16 protein-coding genes are annotated in these 17,861 nt (G+C 48.9%); all 16 read right to left on the bottom strand.

The window, feature by feature from the left end:
• Positions 1 to 705: 705 nt before the first annotated feature.
• Positions 706 to 1,458, bottom strand: coding sequence for a ThuA domain-containing protein (locus AC1DVJ_RS27090; RefSeq protein ID WP_477595288.1), 753 nt, complete (start codon positions 1,456 to 1,458; stop codon positions 706 to 708).
• Positions 1,459 to 1,575: 117 nt separating this feature from the next.
• Positions 1,576 to 2,418, bottom strand: coding sequence for a phytanoyl-CoA dioxygenase family protein (locus AC1DVJ_RS27085; RefSeq protein ID WP_477595286.1), 843 nt, complete (start codon positions 2,416 to 2,418; stop codon positions 1,576 to 1,578).
• Between the two features lie 70 nt (positions 2,419 to 2,488).
• Positions 2,489 to 3,829, bottom strand: a complete 1,341-nt coding sequence (locus tag AC1DVJ_RS27080) for a family 4 glycosyl hydrolase (protein WP_477595284.1) — start codon at positions 3,827 to 3,829, stop codon at positions 2,489 to 2,491.
• A gap of 17 nt (positions 3,830 to 3,846) precedes the next feature.
• Complete coding sequence (locus AC1DVJ_RS27075) at positions 3,847 to 5,814, bottom strand: alpha/beta hydrolase family protein (protein ID WP_477595282.1); 1,968 nt, start codon at positions 5,812 to 5,814, stop codon at positions 3,847 to 3,849.
• A 282-nt stretch (positions 5,815 to 6,096) separates the two neighbouring features.
• Positions 6,097 to 7,188, bottom strand: coding sequence for a Gfo/Idh/MocA family protein (locus tag AC1DVJ_RS27070; RefSeq protein ID WP_477595280.1), 1,092 nt, complete (start codon positions 7,186 to 7,188; stop codon positions 6,097 to 6,099).
• 28 nt (positions 7,189 to 7,216) lie between these two features.
• Positions 7,217 to 8,086: a sugar phosphate isomerase/epimerase family protein gene (locus tag AC1DVJ_RS27065; RefSeq protein WP_477595278.1), complete on the bottom strand. Its 870-nt coding sequence runs from the start codon at positions 8,084 to 8,086 to the stop codon at positions 7,217 to 7,219.
• Between the two features lie 95 nt (positions 8,087 to 8,181).
• A complete protein-coding gene (locus tag AC1DVJ_RS27060) occupies positions 8,182 to 9,171 on the bottom strand; it encodes a Gfo/Idh/MocA family protein (RefSeq protein ID WP_477595276.1) in 990 nt (329 codons plus the stop codon).
• Between the two features lie 141 nt (positions 9,172 to 9,312).
• Positions 9,313 to 10,080, bottom strand: a complete 768-nt coding sequence (locus AC1DVJ_RS27055) for a phytanoyl-CoA dioxygenase family protein (protein WP_477595274.1) — start codon at positions 10,078 to 10,080, stop codon at positions 9,313 to 9,315.
• Between the two features lie 77 nt (positions 10,081 to 10,157).
• Positions 10,158 to 11,279 (bottom strand): hypothetical protein, encoded by a 1,122-nt coding sequence (locus AC1DVJ_RS27050; protein ID WP_477595272.1) that lies wholly within the window; start codon positions 11,277 to 11,279, stop codon positions 10,158 to 10,160.
• Positions 11,280 to 11,309: 30 nt separating this feature from the next.
• Positions 11,310 to 12,374, bottom strand: a complete 1,065-nt coding sequence (locus AC1DVJ_RS27045) for a Gfo/Idh/MocA family protein (protein ID WP_477595270.1) — start codon at positions 12,372 to 12,374, stop codon at positions 11,310 to 11,312.
• 38 nt (positions 12,375 to 12,412) lie between these two features.
• Entirely contained in the window at positions 12,413 to 13,495 is a 1,083-nt protein-coding gene (locus AC1DVJ_RS27040; RefSeq protein WP_477595268.1) for a glycoside hydrolase family 172 protein, read from the bottom strand.
• An 84-nt stretch (positions 13,496 to 13,579) separates the two neighbouring features.
• The gene (locus AC1DVJ_RS27035) at positions 13,580 to 14,521 is read right to left on the bottom strand and encodes an aldo/keto reductase (protein ID WP_477595266.1); all 942 of its coding nucleotides are present in this window, start codon (positions 14,519 to 14,521) and stop codon (positions 13,580 to 13,582) included.
• Positions 14,522 to 14,536: 15 nt separating this feature from the next.
• Positions 14,537 to 15,295, bottom strand: a complete 759-nt coding sequence (locus tag AC1DVJ_RS27030; RefSeq protein WP_477595264.1) for a phytanoyl-CoA dioxygenase family protein — start codon at positions 15,293 to 15,295, stop codon at positions 14,537 to 14,539.
• A 73-nt stretch (positions 15,296 to 15,368) separates the two neighbouring features.
• Positions 15,369 to 16,247, bottom strand: coding sequence for a phytanoyl-CoA dioxygenase family protein (locus AC1DVJ_RS27025; protein WP_477595262.1), 879 nt, complete (start codon positions 16,245 to 16,247; stop codon positions 15,369 to 15,371).
• 56 nt (positions 16,248 to 16,303) lie between these two features.
• Entirely contained in the window at positions 16,304 to 17,191 is an 888-nt protein-coding gene (locus AC1DVJ_RS27020; RefSeq protein WP_477595260.1) for a phytanoyl-CoA dioxygenase family protein, read from the bottom strand.
• Positions 17,192 to 17,205: 14 nt separating this feature from the next.
• A partial coding sequence (locus AC1DVJ_RS27015; protein WP_477595258.1) for a phytanoyl-CoA dioxygenase family protein occupies positions 17,206 to 17,861 on the bottom strand: 656 nt, incomplete at its 5' end.

Here is a 17,861-nt window from a genome sequence, read left to right as displayed (position 1 = left end):
CCTTGTCCCTTCACTCCCCGAAAGGTACCGCCGACCCCTTCCTCTCCAGTAACATGATAACCCGTTATTCCGATAAGCGGCATTTTCCTCATCGCTCCACCTCTTCTCTCCACTATTTTATTCCGTGCGAATGAAACACATGACCTCTGGAAAGGAAAAGACACGGGTTGTTTTGTATCGTTAGTTCTATATCTTTGCCATTGGCACGGTCTTGCTTAGCGAGAGACTCTCTTTATACAGTAAATGTGTCTAGGGGATATCTTCGGTAGGATCAAGAAAAAAAAGAAAAGCCAGTTTAGTTTACTGGCTTTTCTTAAACTCAAGTTGAATACATTCTAATTACGGCTATCATTAAATTTGGCTGTTTGCAAAACTGCCGAGGGAGCGTAGCGAGCACGTTATACGGGTCAAGTTCATTCGCGATTATGCGCATATGTTTGTGTTGTGGCCTCGCGACACAAACATATGCGTTTTGAAATAAAAAATCCCCAATCTACGGGGGTCTCAAAGCATCTATCTTTGTGTCGCCGGACAGACAAGAACTTTATCACATTCCCGCATTTTAGTCGGGCCTAAAAAACACCACCGCCTTATTATTTTTATTGGCGGTGTTTTTTAATGGTCCGGCTGATTGATATGACGGTACCGGGAATATCCCCCTGTTCAGCCCGTCGAAATCGCTTTCAATCGCAATCGTTTTGCTTTTTATCCATTAGGCTGCTGCTCTCCTAATCGTTTCGCTTTAATCGGCTCCAATGGAACCGGGATATGATGGTATTTTAGCTTTGGTCCGTTCGTCGGAGCCGCCCAGCGGACCGCGTTTGCGATCACCCTTCGCACATTCGGGTTATGGTATGTCGGATACGTCTCGTGTCCCGGACGGAAATAGAAGACTTTCCCTCGGCCCCTATGAAACGTGCAGCCGCTTCGGAACACCTCCCCGCCTTCAAACCAGCTGACGAGTACGAGCTCATCCGGTGCTGGGATATCAAAATGCTCACCGTACATTTCTTCTTCCTCCAGCTCAAAATATAAGTCCAAGCCGTCTACAATCGGATGGGCCGGATCAACAACCCAAAGCCGCTCCTTCTCGTCGGCTTCGCGCCACAGAAGTCCGCAGCCCGTTCCCATCAAACGGCGAAAAATTTTTGAGCAGTGGCCGGAATGCAATACGATCAAGCCCATGCCGTCCAGCACACGCTGCTGAATCTTATCTACGATCAGATCGTCCACTCGGTCATGTGCCAGATGACCCCACCATACGAGGACATCAGTGCTGTTCAGCACGTCCTCCGTTAGACCGTGTTCCGGTTCTTCCAGCGTGGCTGTTCTAACGATGAACCCGTTCGCTAGCAGCCCTTCCGCCAACGCGCCGTGGATGCCATACGGATAGTTTTTCGCGACCTGCGGATTTTTTTTCTCATGCAAAAATTCGTTCCATACCGTTACACGTATCATGTCATCAGCTCCATTTCAGACGTTATTCGCATAATTCGGCTTCTCACCGCGTTCCACTTAGATTCAGCACGATTTACAACATCAATTAATTAGGACGGTGTAGTCATTCAACTATAGCTAGCATTCATATCCGGTCATTTCGTTCGTGAACAGCAGTTTATATTCCGCTTTGGTCATCGGCTCAGCGGATGCGGGAGCATACCGGAACTGAACGGCCCGACGTCTTTTTTCGGATAAATTCGGCGGAGTGCCGTGCACCAGCAAGCCCGAGAAGAACAGCACGCCCCCCGGTTTGAGCGGAGCTACAACATCTCCCGAAACATCGACATGGCTGTCGCATATTTGCCAATCCCTCACGGCATAATGTGGAATACAACCTTTGACATGGGTTCCGGGAATGACATGCATGCAACCATTGTCAATCCCTGCTTCATCAAGGGCAACCCAGATGCCTGCAATTTCTTTCCGATAATCCAGTGAACCATAAGCCATATCCTGGTGCCACGGTTTCTCAACTCCGCCACGAGGGGGCTTGATCAGACCCTGACTGTCCAACAATTTTGCTTCTTCTCCGAAAATACGACTCAACACATTCTGAACTCCCAGATGGAAGGCGATTTTTCGCAAGGCGGGCGCATAGTCGACAAAATCATGGATTTTTCGCACTGCCAGTTCTCTTTCCTCGGGAGTATGCAAATCGTTAAGCTTCCCTTCAAACTGGACTTTTGGCCCCTCGATTTTGCCTTGTATGATGTCCGATATCTCCTGCTTGGCATCCGCGACCTCCTGATCCGTGAATACCCGGTCTGCGATGAGAAACCCATCTCGCTTATAGCGTCTTATAGCTACATCATCAACATCTTCAATACTCGCTGCGCGTTCTTGCGCCACCTGATCGTAGCGATACATCGTACGGGCGATAAATTCCGCTTCTTCAGGCGTAGGCTTATAGAGACTCATGTTCTACTCCACCTTTTCTTTCAGCTGGAAATCTCACCGTGTCTCAACCCCTAGACGTATGTTCATCAATCTAGAATTGAGGCAAAAATGATTGATTTGCTTGCATTAACTCTTCCGCCATCTTCCTTATGCTGCTGTAATCCAAATGACTGCAAGAAGGATCGTTATATAATGCTTGTAGAGACAATTCAAAGTCACCCTCCGTAGCCGCCTGATAAATCGTTTCCGAATTCTCCAAGTGTGGTAGAACAAGCCTGTTCAACGAATCAGGCAACGGTCCAGCTGTGAGAGGTGTAAAACCTAGCGGGTTGATGACCCCGAGTGTTTCTACGATGCCGCCAAACGGTAAGCTGGGGATTTGTCCAATGTTAGGAACATTGATCACATCGATAAATTCCTTGTTACAGACGAAGGCTTCGATGATATCGGCAGCCGTTTCTCTTGAACGTTTGTATCGAATTTTCCCTGAGCCTTCAATCATAGCCGTCACTTCCGCTTCGCGTTTGTTGAACGATGCCAGCCTTTCATCCACTGTCGTTCTGTGAATGCGATATTGCTCCAGCCTGTTCTCGCTGCCAGAAATCACGTTCGACAAAAACTCGCATGTATGGCGGTCTCCGAAATAAGGCAAATATCCGAACGTCTCATATAACTCGCTCGTCAAATATTTGTTGGAGCTGAAGCCCTTGCCATCCCGATGCACACCTTTAATCAGATCGACGATTTTACCGTTCTCTCCGAGTTTTTCCCTCAGTAGGGCATACCCATCCTGCCCATTAACTTTAAAGTCCAGCAGCCAGAAAAAATGATTGACTCCGCCAAATCTCACATTCAATTGTTCCTCGGACTCAAGTCCGAATATCTCCTGTAAAATCACATAATTCTCGAATAATCCATGACATAATCCGACTGTCCTTAAGCTGGTTCTGGCATAGAACGATTTGGTCAAACAAGCCATCGGATTTGTATAATTCAAGACGACGGCATCATTGGAATACTTCGATATTTTGTCTGCCAATGCGTTGAATACTGGGATATTTCGTAAATTCCGACTCCAGCCGCCGGGGCCCACCGTATCTCCGACAGTCGCGTAGATCCCATACTTCTCCGGGATGGCGATATCATGCCTCATCGTTTCAAGTCCCCCGGTGGAAATGCAAATGATTACGAAGTCACATCCATCAAACGACTCTTCTTCCCGATTAGTGGCAATGAACGTATGATTCGCTTGCAATTCGGCGTTCATTTTTTCCCCTAACCGTTTGATTCTCTGGGCACTTGCCACATTTTTATCCAGAAGGTAGAAATCGATCCCTTCCAGCTCCTCAATCAGCATGATGTCTTTAATGATACCGGGGCACCAGTTGACACTTCCGCCTCCGACGAATACTAGCTTAATTCGTTTCTTCATCGCGATTCTCCTCAAAATTAAGTTTCGTCAGTACAGACAAAACCCCATCTCTTTAGGTCTGGCAAATCTAAATAAGTAAGCATTTCGGGAATGATAATACTTGATATATCGTATTCGTCGTAATGACGCATTCGGACCCAATCGGCTACACTATGCATTACATTGATTGTTTGGGTATGGACAATGCGCGATTCCAGACAAGAGGCGAGTTCCGCATAGATCCCTTGCCGTCCATCGCCGTAAAGCTGCAGATCGTCTACAGTCAACATGGACCACTCGGCGATCATTTCTACCGCTCGAAGCACGTCATATGTACGCATGGCGGCCAGGCTATCGCCCAACCAGAGCAAGTCGTTTGCTAACTTATGAATGACTCCATAAAAGGCTAGCGGATCCCGATATTCAGACCCATACGGAAGCAGTGGTCCAATCCCCGTTGTATCCAGAACGACTACAGTGCGTCCGCTGCGACAAGTTTCGCGTATCCACGAACGGTGAGCCTGCAGGTTGCTAGTACCCCCGTCCCAAACCGCGATCGTCGCCGGCATCGGTTGAGTGGCTCCAGCCAATCGCTGATCCAAGAAGGTGTACGCATGATTGAGGAGACCTTCTTGAGACCACCACAAGCTGCTGTATACAATAAATTCATCTTCCAAGCCGATGACTTCATGTCGAGCATTCAAATCGTGGCTTTTTCGACTATTCCTCACTTTGCTAGTGAGCCATTGCAGCGCCTTGATTTTCCGCTCACTATCCGGAATACCGTCGCGTTTTTCCTCTACCTCGCCCAGACGATCCGAATTTTCTTCATGAACCCCGCGCGAGTCATTGAATTCCCCGCGAATTTGCCCGGATTTACAGCACATTAATTCCGCGGGAGGAAAAGGTTTAATCTGACGCCTGCTGAGCGAAACAGCTTTCCCCGACAAATGCTTGGCAAAAAATGCGGCTGCCTCCTGGGCCATTGCAGGACTGTAGCGATGATCGATCGCCTCCTCATATAAGCCCATAGCATCTAAGCGTTCATACATGTCCCAGAAACGCTTGGTTCGTTCAACGGTTCTTCGTGTGCCCTCGATCGGGAAAAAATCGTAGGTGGCGGCCAGCACTAGAACTGGACGCGGTGCCATCTGCATCAGAATATCCTCATGATCAAAGCCGAGTTTGGTCATCCCGTTCCAAATTTGTTCGGCGTCCTGTGCCTGATTGGTGTATAAATAAGTTTGCCGGTTCATCACAAAAGTTGCCGGAGCAGCCGCAGCTATCCGCGGATCGCACATCATCATTAGAGAAGTTTGCGTCCCCCCGCCTGAATTGCCGGTAACCCCGATATTCTGCGCATCGACTTCCGGTCTGCTGATCAAATAATCGACGGCACGCATCGCGTCATGGACAAAATATCGGGCGATACCGTCTCCTAGCGGCAAGCATTGGCTTCCGGCATAATCGTGCTCTTGCGTTCCGCATCGTACAATTGACTTTTTCCATTGTGGCTCATAGTAACTGAAGCGTTCGCCCTGACCGACCGGATCCACCGCTAATACGATCAGCCCAGCATTGACCAGATATTGGCACACGATTTGATACTCTTCAGCATGCTTCGCCTGATCGTGATGCCCGCACAAGAAAAGCACGGCTCCTGTCGGCGTCTTTACCGAATCCGGAATATATAGGTTGGAAGTCACATAAACCGAAGGGCGAGACTCGAAAAMTATCTTCTCAATTCGATATCCTTCGCCCCTAACAACGCCCATGACCTTAGAGTTCAGCGGTTCGCCGAGAGAGGGTAACCCGCCCATCGATTCGATGAACTTCTCGCGCATCCATTTATTGCGTGCTTCCAGTTGCTTAGTGTCAGAAATCCCATCGCGAGCTCGGTCTCCTTTTTCAAACTCCTTCTCGGAAATTTCGTAAACAAATGACTTGAATTGATGCTTGACGTCGTGCAACGAAATCGTTCGCTTTTCCAAATGCCGGATGCTCAAGTCACGTCCCCCCTCAAAAGCGTTACAATAAATAAAGCTGCAAAAACGGATAGACGTATAAGATCGGCGACTTACACGTACTGTTCCATTTTATGTTCGGCCCCTTCTCAATAAGTGCTAATCGGATATCTCAATTAACTGATTTATTGTTGTTCATAAAAGGTGCTCACTCTGCCCGTCAATAACAGCAGTGTGTCGTAAGAACCCGCGTAGACTCTAATTATCTGAAGTTGCCGTCTTTTCATGTAGGGTGTTGGAAACAAACTGACAACATTTTTTGCATTACGTGTAAGGTACGGTTATGAACTCGCCACCTCGTCTGATGCTTTCAATAATCGCGTTCGTCAAGTAAACGGTTCTGCAGCCTTCCTTCACCGAAGGGGTGAAAAGCTTGCCCGTTCGTATGCTTTGCGCGAACGCGAGCCATTCAAAGCGGAAATAGTCCTCGTAAGAAAGCGACTGAAGCCCATGGCCCATAAAAAAACCGATCGGTTGGTCAGGAAGGACGATGTCAGGACCGGACCCAAGCACATCATCGGCCATAGCCGATCTGACCCAATCGCCGTCTCTTGCGCCATAACGTTCGTAACGGACGTTTTTGTTATCCTCGACATAAATTCGCGAATACTCGCCCATGATGTCGGCGTTGATGTCCCCATTATGGGAGGAAGATTCCTTGATATGAATCGTGCCGTGCGGTCCGTCAGCAGACCGGACATAGGCCAGCACCGAAATAAACCCGTCGTTCGAATCGGTTCGGTCCCCGGTTATCGAAGCGGATACGACGTCCGGATTGCCGCCGAAAAAACGCCATAGATCGATGGCGTGCACGCCATGGGCATGGATCAACCCTTCCGCGCGGGTGGCAGTCCCCCATACCGATGCCGTTCCGATATTGCTGCACGTCAAGTGGGTCGTCGCGACATAACTGATTTTACCGAATCCGGCCGAACCGGACACGTTTTTGGCCAACCGCTGGGCGGGCGAATACCGGCTCGTATATCCGACTTGACCGCAGTCGCCATACTTATCCGCAAGCTGTTCCAAGCTAATGGCGTCTTCGTTCGTCAAGGCGATAGGCTTCTCAGACAAAAATGGAATTTGCCGTTGGAGGCAAGCTTCAGCCACAAGCACATGCAGAGAAGGTGGCCCGATCACCGCTACGGCATCGGGGACGATCTCGTCGAGCATGAGCCTGAAGTCGGCAAACGTCTGTTCGACGCCCAACTTCAACGCCAATTGCGATAATTTTGACTGATCGACATCACAGAGGGCAGTCAGTTCAAGCCCCGGTATTTTCCCGATCGTCGAATAATGCAAGGCACCCATCGGACCGCATCCGATACCGGCGATTCGTAAAGTCCGTTCTGACATCGGCAGTCACCTCTTTAAATGGAATAGATTAGGATACATTCTCGATTGGGATGCCTCTTTCTCGTGCGACGGACTGGACATGCTCGTAAGCCTGTTTGATATCTTCCAGCCTGACAAGATGCTCGATCATGGCAGGCGTACCATTCGGCAAACGCGATATGCAGTCTAGGTAGGTGTCGAAATCGAACACGCCGTTGCCGGGTTTTCTCTGCTCGATGCAAGGAAGGTAGGACTCCCCCGGTGCCAGGTCCTTAAGATGCACTGACCAGATACAGTTCTCCAATACGGCAAACGCGCTTCTGATATATCCGCTATGATCGTAAATGTTGTCAAAACTCAAGCAGTTTGCGATATCCATATGTCCCTGAATGTGGGGACTGCCGATCTCGCCAATAATCGATGCAAGCTCCTCCGGCGTCCGAACGACGCTCGTATATACCATTTCAATCAAAATTCTGGAACGAAGCCGTTGTTTGGTAGCTTTATCCGCAATCATAAGGCACGTTTCTTTCAACAGCTCCCATGATTCGCGCGTCCGGTTACGATGATGCGGACCGTAATCGTTGTAGCCGCCTACGCAGATCGCCAAATTCAAGCAGCCGATCTGTTCCGCAATGGACATTTGCTTCACGAGCGATTCCGCAAGCGGCCTGCATTGGCCTCGTTCGAGTGGCTGCAGCGTCATGCTGGGATTGTACTCGGCCAACGAAACGCCTGATTTCTGCAATGCTCGCGACAGTCGCGTCGAACCGCTTTCCCAATCCGATTCTTCTTTGGGAAAGTTGGTCATGGTAAGCGTAATGTTCTCGCGGGCAAGCGACTCAACCGATTTTTCGATGCTGAATGCGCCGTTTACGAAGACGCTCTCGTCATGCGGCAGACAAGTCCCCAATTTCATCCGTGGCTCCCCCATTCGAATTAAATCTTTCTTTTTTGGGAGGCCGCTGTTCGACGGTCTCCCGAATGAATCCCAATTAAGAACGGCTTGCCCAGTTACAGGCGGATTACTTGGCTGCCGTTTGCAGCGCTTCTCCATGCCGCTTCAGTCAGACGCGCAATTCGCAAGCCGCAGCTCGAAGGAGCTGCGGCTTCACTTACTTTGCCGAGGATTAGATCAACAAAGTCACGGTTCGGGTCGCTTGAAGCCGGAAGCTCATCCGTCACTTCGACGATCTCCCGCTGACCTTCCTTGGCGACGAAGATTTGCTCGTTGCGGAACAGCACCGTTCCCTTGTCACCGTGAATGGATACGTCTTCATGCCAACCGATCGAGGCGCTTCCCACAACGTTAAATGTTGCAATCGCGCCGCCTCGGAAACGGACCGTAACCGCGGAATCGATATCGACCTGCGTCCCCCGATTGTCGATGAAGGCGGACACGCTTTCCGGCTCGAGACCGGTCACCCACAGCACGACATCGAGCAGATGGCTGCCGGAATCGTTAAGCTGTCCACCACATGACAAGGCCAGATCTTGCCGCCACGTGCCGGTCGAGCCATTTAGCCAGCTCTGTGCCTGATACGCGCAAATGTAATTAATTTTTCCTATTTCACCGTTTTGGATCAAATTCCGAATATAAATATAAGGCCCTTGTAAGTGGCGCTGATAAGCGACGGCGAGATGCTTGTTCCGCGTTTCCGCTTGAGCGATTATGCGTGCCGCATTCTCGGATCCGTCAACAAACGGCTTCTCCATAAGCACGTGCAAGCCGCCTTCCAAGCAAGCCATTCCTTGCTCAAAGTGCATGCTGTGCGGCGACACGATCACGGCGGCATCGGCGCCTGACTTGGCTATCGCTTCCTGGTAATCCGTAAATACTGCTACGCCTGAAAGCTCCGGAAAACGCAATTTCGTTTGTTCAACCGCCGCCTCGGACGGGTCCGCGAACGCGATGATTTCCGCTTCCGGCACTTTTAACAGTCTGCGAATATGGGTTCTACCCATCCCACCGACGCCAATCATCAAAAAGCGAATCTTTTCCATACAAAAGCACCTCCTGAATTGGTTGTAAAATTTGTCTTCCCATGATTCCCATACGACCGACGACCCATCTTGGCCACTTTTTTTCTCCGTTAGGAACTATATTTTCGGGAAATATCAACCGTCTATTTCCAAATACCATGTTTACGTCCATGCCTCTTTACCGGAAAATGACATACAGTCACCTTCGACAAATTTGGGGAATGGTAAATATGTATTGATACCTCCGACTTCCTTTCCCCTCAGAAGGAATTGGCAAGTCCAAGGCTGTGCAGTGATTCGGGTTGTCGTGGGAATATAACGGAAAGTCAATCCGCATCTGCGTTTGGATGAGCGATTCGGGTTGGATCCATGAATGATGTTCGGATGATGGATCGACACGTCGCCCGCTTTCAAAATAAGATCCACGGCGCGAGACTCATCCACGTATTTCAGATCGATTTGAGATTCAAGCGGGTTAGGCACCTCCGTGTTGACATGCCACTCCTTCAAATCCAATTTATGCGTGCCGGGAATAACTCGCAAACAACCGTTTTCTGTCGTAGAATCGTCGACAGCCACCCATAAGGTTACAACTTCTACTGGATCAAGCGGCCAATATACCCCATCTTGATGCCAGAGAACCGGTTGACCTACAAACGGTTTTTTGGTGAAATAACTGGATGCGAACAACGCGATATTCGGGCCGATAAATTGCTCCGCAATATCCAACATTCTTGCGTCGCCCGCCAATCTAAGCCAGAAAGGATCGTACCGCACTAAATTGTGGTCGGCCGTTTCGCGCCGGTCTGGATATTTTCGGTCAAGCCACTCGACATGTTCTTTAAGCTCGGCAACCAAATGAGGATCCAACATATCTGGAATGACAACATACCCGTCTTTTTCGAATTGCTCGACATAAGCCTTAGCCATCATCAAAACCTCCAATGTGCTCCCTTACAGTTCACTCGTTTTCACCATGCACACTATCGTTTAATCTTTGAAACCATTTATAAGATAATGTTCACTTTTTGGCAATTAAAGCAGTAGTAGGGCTTTTCTTTGTCGATCGTTTGAAAATCCGTCCATACGAGATAAAAGGATTTACCATCTTCCGCTATCCAAGAGGGAGCAATTTGCGGCTGATACGCTCTGGCTTTCTCATCGCCTGCCGGAGTCCAAGCCGTTTCCTCATGGATTTGCGACCACGGCCCCCACGGCTGCTCGGCGATCCAAACCCCCAAGTAACTTGGCTTGGCAAACCATTCCCCTTTCTCATCTATCCCCATACCCCAATTCGCCATCATATACACATCGAGCCCTGCGTTGTATACGACACTGGGATGCCAAGCGTATGGATGTAATTTCGTGTTCACCCAACCGGAAGGAAAGGTGTGCACCACGCCGCGTTCCTCAATGCGCGAACTCCAGACGGCGGAGCCGTCCGCCCGGAGGGAAACGAAGAAATCATATGCTGAACGATCGAGTATCTTATCTTTAGGAACGCGGCAAAGCGCCAATTGATTCATGGTTCCTTCCGTATTACCGTTCGGTGCATAAAGATACACGAATCCATCCCGGTTATGCTCGTAATTTTTGCCCATCTGCAATACAGTTATCAACGAGAAGGCATCATCCGGTTCGCAAAAGAAGGCCATATTTTCACGATTGCGTTCTTCCCACGATTCCCATACTACCGATGACCCGTCTTGATTCTTCCAGGATTGTCCAAGGTCGGGGGAGTAGATCAGCTTCGCACCCACAAACCGCGGCTCCGGCTTCTCAAAAAAAGGATGGTTAGGGGTGCTCATGAAATGGTAGATGTTATGATCGAGAGCTAAAATCCCGAAGCCGTAATAACGGCTGGCCAACCGAGTGCCCCATTCATTCTGCAGATCCGGAAATCCTTCAAGATGGCGGAAAACCGTCTGTTCGGGTGTGCCCTCAAAACTAAACACACGCGAGTTATAATCCTTGCCTGTATGGCCGGCAATATCAGTCCATCCCTTGCCGTCACACAAAGAAGTGAATACGGCATCGTTGCCAGCCCATGTCATATGCCAATTGTCACCCGAGCCGCCCGTTCTTTGAATCGTTTCCTCCAAGCGTTGTAAACCTTTAATTTGAATCATTGTGCAACATCCCCTTTCTTTATCAAATGGTTACAGTCTCACTTCCGCACCGATGCGGGCAGATTCGTAAATAGCACTCAATACCGTAATCATATCCACACCGTTCTCCGGTACAAATATCGGTTCTTTACGGCCTTGTACCACATCGATGAAATGATAAATGTTCTCATGATGACCTGAGTTTGACTTTTTGCGGATTTGCGGTATCAAATCACATAGCTTTCCTTCGACCTCGGTTATGAATTTCAAATTGCTGTTCCTTAAAATAATGCCGGCCTTCGTCCCCCTGAGTTCAACAAACGTCATTTCCTCTTCAACATTCGAAGCCCAACTGAATTCGATTTGCAGCGTTGCTCCGTTCTCGAATCGTATGAACCCGGTTGCCAAGTCCTCTACATCGATCGTCCCTTCCTCTTTCGTTTCACCGAAGTAGCTATGCTCGGAATCCGATATCGCAGTGTCGGCAAACTTACTATAGGTTGCACCGCTAACCGCCACCGGCTTTGGATTTCCCATAAACCACATGGCCAAATCAATAAAATGCACGCCGAGATCTATTAGCGGTCCTCCGCCTGAGATCTCTTTATTCGTAAACCATCCGCCCCGACCGGGAATACCTCGGGTGCGCACCCAACCGCAGCGTCCGGTATAGATTTCTCCCGCATGACCTGCATCCACAAATTGTTTAATATACTGCGTCTCCGGCCGGAATCGATTATTGCGCATCACCATCAGCCTGCAATTGTTGTTTTTAGCCGCATCAGCCATCTTCCTCGCTTGCTCCGGGTTAATATCATCGGGTTTTTCGCAAAATACATGCTTGCCTGCTTGTAGAGCCGCAATCGCCACCTCGGAATGGTATATATTAGAGGTGCAAATATCAATGATATCGATATCTTGCATTTCCAAAAGGTCCCGGTAATCATTCGTAACTACTGAAACATCATATTGTGCTGCTAATTTCTCTGCCTTTTCTTTGACAATGTCGCAAAGTGCGATCACTTCCGTTTCAGGATGCTCCGTCCACGCACGGATATGGAGAGATTTGCAAATATTTCCAGTTCCTACTATGCCAACTTTTAATTTTTTGCTCATCTTCTCACCCCATCTGGTATACATCAGCAATATTAGGTCTAAATCACTTCACGATCATCGTTGCTTGGTAGAATCGGGAAGGAATTGTGCGGCTCCAGCTGGTACCAAATCGCGGTTGACGATATATCGCTTTGCTGCGGCAAATATCTTCCGCCGGTTCTCCATCCCAGGTCTTGGATCGTTACCCTCAGATCTTCTTCGAATCGGATAGGGTCTAGAACATGCCATCGATACATGCCGAATCGTTGTTGGCTGCGGTATAAACCGTCAGGCTTTATTACCTGGTGCATGCCCAAGAAAGCAGTGGAATACGTGCCATATTCTCCTTTCGGGTGCTCCCAGTTCCAAGCACCGCCGAAGTAATCCTCCGTTCCGGTGCCGCAAATCGTCGGATATTCCATATCTCCGTCCAGATAGAATTTGATTTCTCCTTCTCCCCACCAACCCGTGTTATTAACCTGCCAGGCCAAGTAAGTACCGACATAATGACCCTTGCCCTTGACGCCGTCCAGGATCGTATGAACATCCTTAGATGCAACGGGATTGCTTCTTCTCCACTGGGCATGGAAATAGGCTATATCGTCTGGTACATCTGTCAATGTGTAATCAATTTGATAGTAGAGAGTAACTTTATCAAGTCCGAGGTTTTCCGCTGTTATTTTGGCAGTCTTTCTAAACGGCATTTGCCAATAACTATTCATTCCTCCGGCAGGATTGACCGCAATCGGGAAGGAGTTGACGTTACATCGTTCCTGCCACCCATTGCAGAAGAAATCTCCTGCTGGCACCTCTACGGAAGGTTCCTCTTCGTTATCCCAATACATACGAATAATCAGATTACGCCAATGTCCGGGAGAGCAGGTCAACCAAATATGCTGAATAGCACCTGGTCCATCAATTTCTGCCAGTGTGAATGTAGACCCCGCCGGAATTTCTACCGAAGGAGATACTTTCCAACCTACTCCTAAATCACGTGCGCTTCTGGCTCCGGTCCCTTCCGTTGCCATGCCGCCCTTTCCTTTTTCTCCAGTGAAGTTTTCAGCACTAATCGAACGAGTTTTGGCGTTTGATACCCTCGCCAGGTTTCCAAGCCCCATATCCAAGCCATTAAATCCAATCATGCGATCTCTCCTGCCTTTAAATTACTGTTCTGAAAAAAAGTACAGCATTCTCATAATTCGAGCGCTGTACAATTTGATTAAGGATTATCCCTTCAGCAAGCTTTCAAGATGATTTAGGATCTCGTCATCGATATGGCAGCCGGAAGCCTTGACGTTCTCTTCCAGCTGTTCCAAAAGGGTGACTCCGACTACAGCACTGGCGATATTGCCATGCCTAAGAACCCAGGCCAATGCCAGCCTGGCTGGTTCCATTCCAATTTCTTCGGCATAACGCCGGATTCGGTCGGCACAAGCTATCTTTTCGGCAGAAAGATGTCCCATTTGTTGTACATAATCGGTATAGCCCCGAGAAGTCGCAAGAGCTTCCGGATTCGAATACTTTCCTGTTGCCACCCCTTCTGCCAGAGGCGAAAAGGCGAAATGTCCGATGCCTTGCCGGCTTCCGAATGACAGCATCGATTCTTCTATTCCCCGGTAAAAATAATTGTACTCCAACTGATGAGCAATCATGGGCGGCAGACCGATTTGTCGTCCCAATTCGGCCGCCTCCGTCATCTGCTCCTCTGTCCATTTGCTGACTCCCCAATACAGTACTTTGCCCTGCCTTATCAAATCGCTTACGGTTCTTAGCGTTTCCTCCAAAGGAGTATCATGATCGAACCTGTGCAAGTAAAAAATATCTACGTAGTCTGTTTGCAGACGTCGCAGGCTCTTCTCGCACGATTCCACCAAATGCTTACGAGACAGCCCTCGGTCGTTCGGATCGTCGCTCATCGGAAAGAACGCTTTGGTGGCCAATACGCAACGAGACCGTTCAATCGGCTTGAGCGCTTTGCCAATGATCGTCTCCGCCTCGCCGTACTGATAGTAATCGGCCGTATCGAAGCTGTTGATCCCAAGGTCTAACGCTCTGTGCAGGATTCGAACGGCGTCCGATTCCCTAACCATGGAGCCGAATGTTATGTAAGAACCGAGCGAAATCTCGCTCACCTTCAACCCGCTGTTTCCGACTGTTCTATATTTCATGTGATTTCATTCCTTTTATCCGTATGGTCCCGGTCTATGAAGTCCTAGAAGTCTCTTTCTGCGTGGGTTTGCGCGATCGATAACATCTTGCGGCAGCTGATAGTTCACAAACGGATAAAACCTTTGCGAAACCCAACGCCTGCCATAGTGAACCTGTTGCACGATCCGAGGATTATCGCTTACATTCTTAGCGCCACGATGCCACGTTTGTCCGGAGAATATGAGACAATCGCCCGCTTTCGCCAGTACCGAGTGTACTCCAGTTCCTTTATATATAGGGGGGTCTTCCTTCGGATTCGGATGGCTGCCGCTGCGGTGGCTTCCCGGAATCAATTGGGTAGGACCCATATCTTCGGTTACATCGACCAGATAATAAATACAAGTAAAGTGGTATATCGGAATTTGTATTCGCGGATCCAACTCCACTCCTTCCGGTATCGGAAGGTGCAGTTCCTCATCCACATGCCAATTGTCAATTCCAGTACCTCTCGGGGTCTTAATCGAAGTCATCCCAAAAATATGACAATTTCTCCCCAGAACGGCTTCAGCAAAGTCGTTAACGAAAGGTTGATCGAGTAATTCCTCGAATACCTCTCCCTGTTCGAACATTCTAAGGCGTAATATGTCAGAGTTATATACAGGATCCGGTGGTTCTGAGAAAGCTTTCTCTACATTTTCTCTCAGATCATTTACTTCCTCTTGTGTCAATACTTGCTCCAGTACTGTAAAGCCCCGTGCATGGAAATCTTCGATATGCTCCTGCAGCGTTCGCATTGGAAACCATCTCCCTTTTGATGTAATACTTTCATCAAGTGCCACCGATAGAAACGGGGATTTGTGGCCATAGCTAAATCCCCCACTTATCCCTGGCTTCTTTCATCCCGATCTTGCCGGTACGATAGTGCCCTTTCGGACTTTCTCCTACCCATCTCTCATCCACCGGATCCGATCGGAGCTGATAACGGGTATCAACACTTAATCTGAATTGGTTGGTCGTATTCGTCAAGGATCCATGCATCAAATACATGCCGAATATAAGGGCATCGCCCGCTTTGAATTCGGTTGTCGCCCATCGTCCGCCAAATTTGTCGACCATTTCCAGCGGATCGTTAGAGAAGCCTTCTCCGGATATGTCGTCGCGATCGCTATCCACATCCATACGCCCGTAAGTTTGTTTGATCTTCTCGAAATGGTGGGATCCGAGGCAAACGCTGACTCCGCCCATCTCATAAGAAATATCGCAAAGCGGAGTCCAGCAGGTATACAAATTTTTCGTTCCGCGCCCCATATAGACGATATCATAATGTGCGGGTGAACTTTCTCCATGCGACACGTTCCGGGCCCATTTGAAATCGTACGTTAAGCATTCCCCGCCTAGAAAACGATCGAAAAAGCCCATAATGCGGGGGCCTTCCACTACCTTTACAAGTTTCGGCAGCTTCTTGTTGGTATATATTCCACCCCCTTTGCCCGGTGCAATTACCCCCTCTTCAAGAGGATAATTGGGGTCAAGCTTGCCTCTTTCATGCAGGATTTGAAGCGCTTCCATTCTTGCATCAAGCACTTCTTCACGGTTATGGAGTCCGCGAATCAATAAGTACCCGTCTTCCTGCATACGTTTCCTAAGCGCTTCGGTATCGCCAAGAATGTCGTTCGAGTCTCTCATCTCCGTTATGTACTTACCGTCTAGCTCAAATTCGCATTTGCCCATCATGACTTTTTTCATGGTTTTAACCTCACCGCTCGCGTTTTCTGATTCCCTTGCTTGTTCTTTCTCTGACTCTAAACGGGTAAGGTCCCTAGAGGAGCTCTCCACCAATCGGGATCGCCTTTAAGCTCCGCTTTGTCCTGCGCGATCCATTCCTTCCAATGGGTTTCATCCAGCTGGGTAAATCCGGAATTGGCTCTGCCTCTCTCAATGTGGCTATGTCCGCCGAATAATCGCAGCATGCGACGGTCATTTCTTTCCGCAGCTTCCTTGATAAGCTGACTTATATTCGGCCCGTCGAAGTTGCAATCCGGTTTGTACCAAGTGTAGGTATACATGCCTCCCAACAACAATCGGTACCTATCGGAGGTGTTATAGCTTCCAGAGTGAAGAAGTCCGGAAAATATAATGACATCGCCAGACTTCAGCGAAAGCACCACTTCATCCGGGTTGGGCTTTCCTTTTTCTTCAGGAGGAATCACCATCGGCTTCCGGTGCGTTCCAGGAAGGACCCGAAGAGGTCCGGTCTCCTCCGTCATATCTTCCAGATAAGTAAGCGCCAAAATTTGCCGAGGCGTTTGATAATCCGTGCTTGTCGGTACGAAGGCGTACATATCGCGATGCCATCCGATCACCTTGTTCGCTGCCTCTTCCTTCGCTATCGGAGAAAATACGTTCAAATTCGCATCGCCGATTTGAATTTGCGGCCCCATGACCGATTCGATAAAATCGAGTATGGTCGGATTGGCCGTTAGCGGAAGCATAAGAGCCGGATACCGTTCCACCATATCTCTTACGAGATAGACCCACTGATCTACATCTCCGAACAATTCTTCACGAATTTGCAGGCATTTCTCTTTCCAATACGCAATCTGTTTCTGATCGAACAATTGCTGAAATACGGTATAGCCGTTTTCCTTAAATTCCGCTATATGCTCGGACAGGTTGAGCAACTCTGTCAAATACGTCACCCCCTTTACATTGAACTTGGAGCCAAAATTCGTTTAACGAAGTCTTGCCACCAATCTGCAGGTCCGATCAGTGCCGCATTATCTTCCGCTATCCAATCCTGCCACTGCTGCTCCGTTGGTATTGTAAAGCCCGAATTGGTTCTGTTTTTTTCCACCTGTCCATAATTGCCGAGCAAGCGCAGCATGCGGCGGTCGTTCCTTGCGGCAGCTTCTCGAATCAGCGTCTTGATATTCGGGCCATCAAAATTGCAATTCGGCCGATACCAGACATTCGTATACATGCCGCCCATCAAGATCCGAAATCTATCCGGAGAAGTGTTATGGCTGCCCGTATGCAATATTCCCGAGAATACGATTACATCTCCGGCCTTCATATCAAGCTTTAATTCATCGGGATGAGGAATCCCCCTTTCATGCCTTTGCAGCACGGCCTCCCTCCGATGAGTGTGTGGCAGTACGCGAAGAGGCCCGTTCTCGTCGTTCATATCTTCCAAATAAGAAAGCGCCAGGACTTGCCTTGGAATTTGATAATCGTTGCCCCTCGGAACCATCGCATACATATCTCGATGCCAACCGGTTACTTTATTTTCTACTTTTTCTTTAGGCTGGGGGGAAAAACCGGTAAAGCCTGCGTCACCGATCTGGATGAAAGGACCCATAA

The sequence above is a fragment of the Paenibacillus sp. P4_A9 genome, assembly GCF_056402415.1.
Note: the sequence above shows the minus strand (reverse complement) of the source record. Positions and strands in the feature narration are given on the sequence as shown.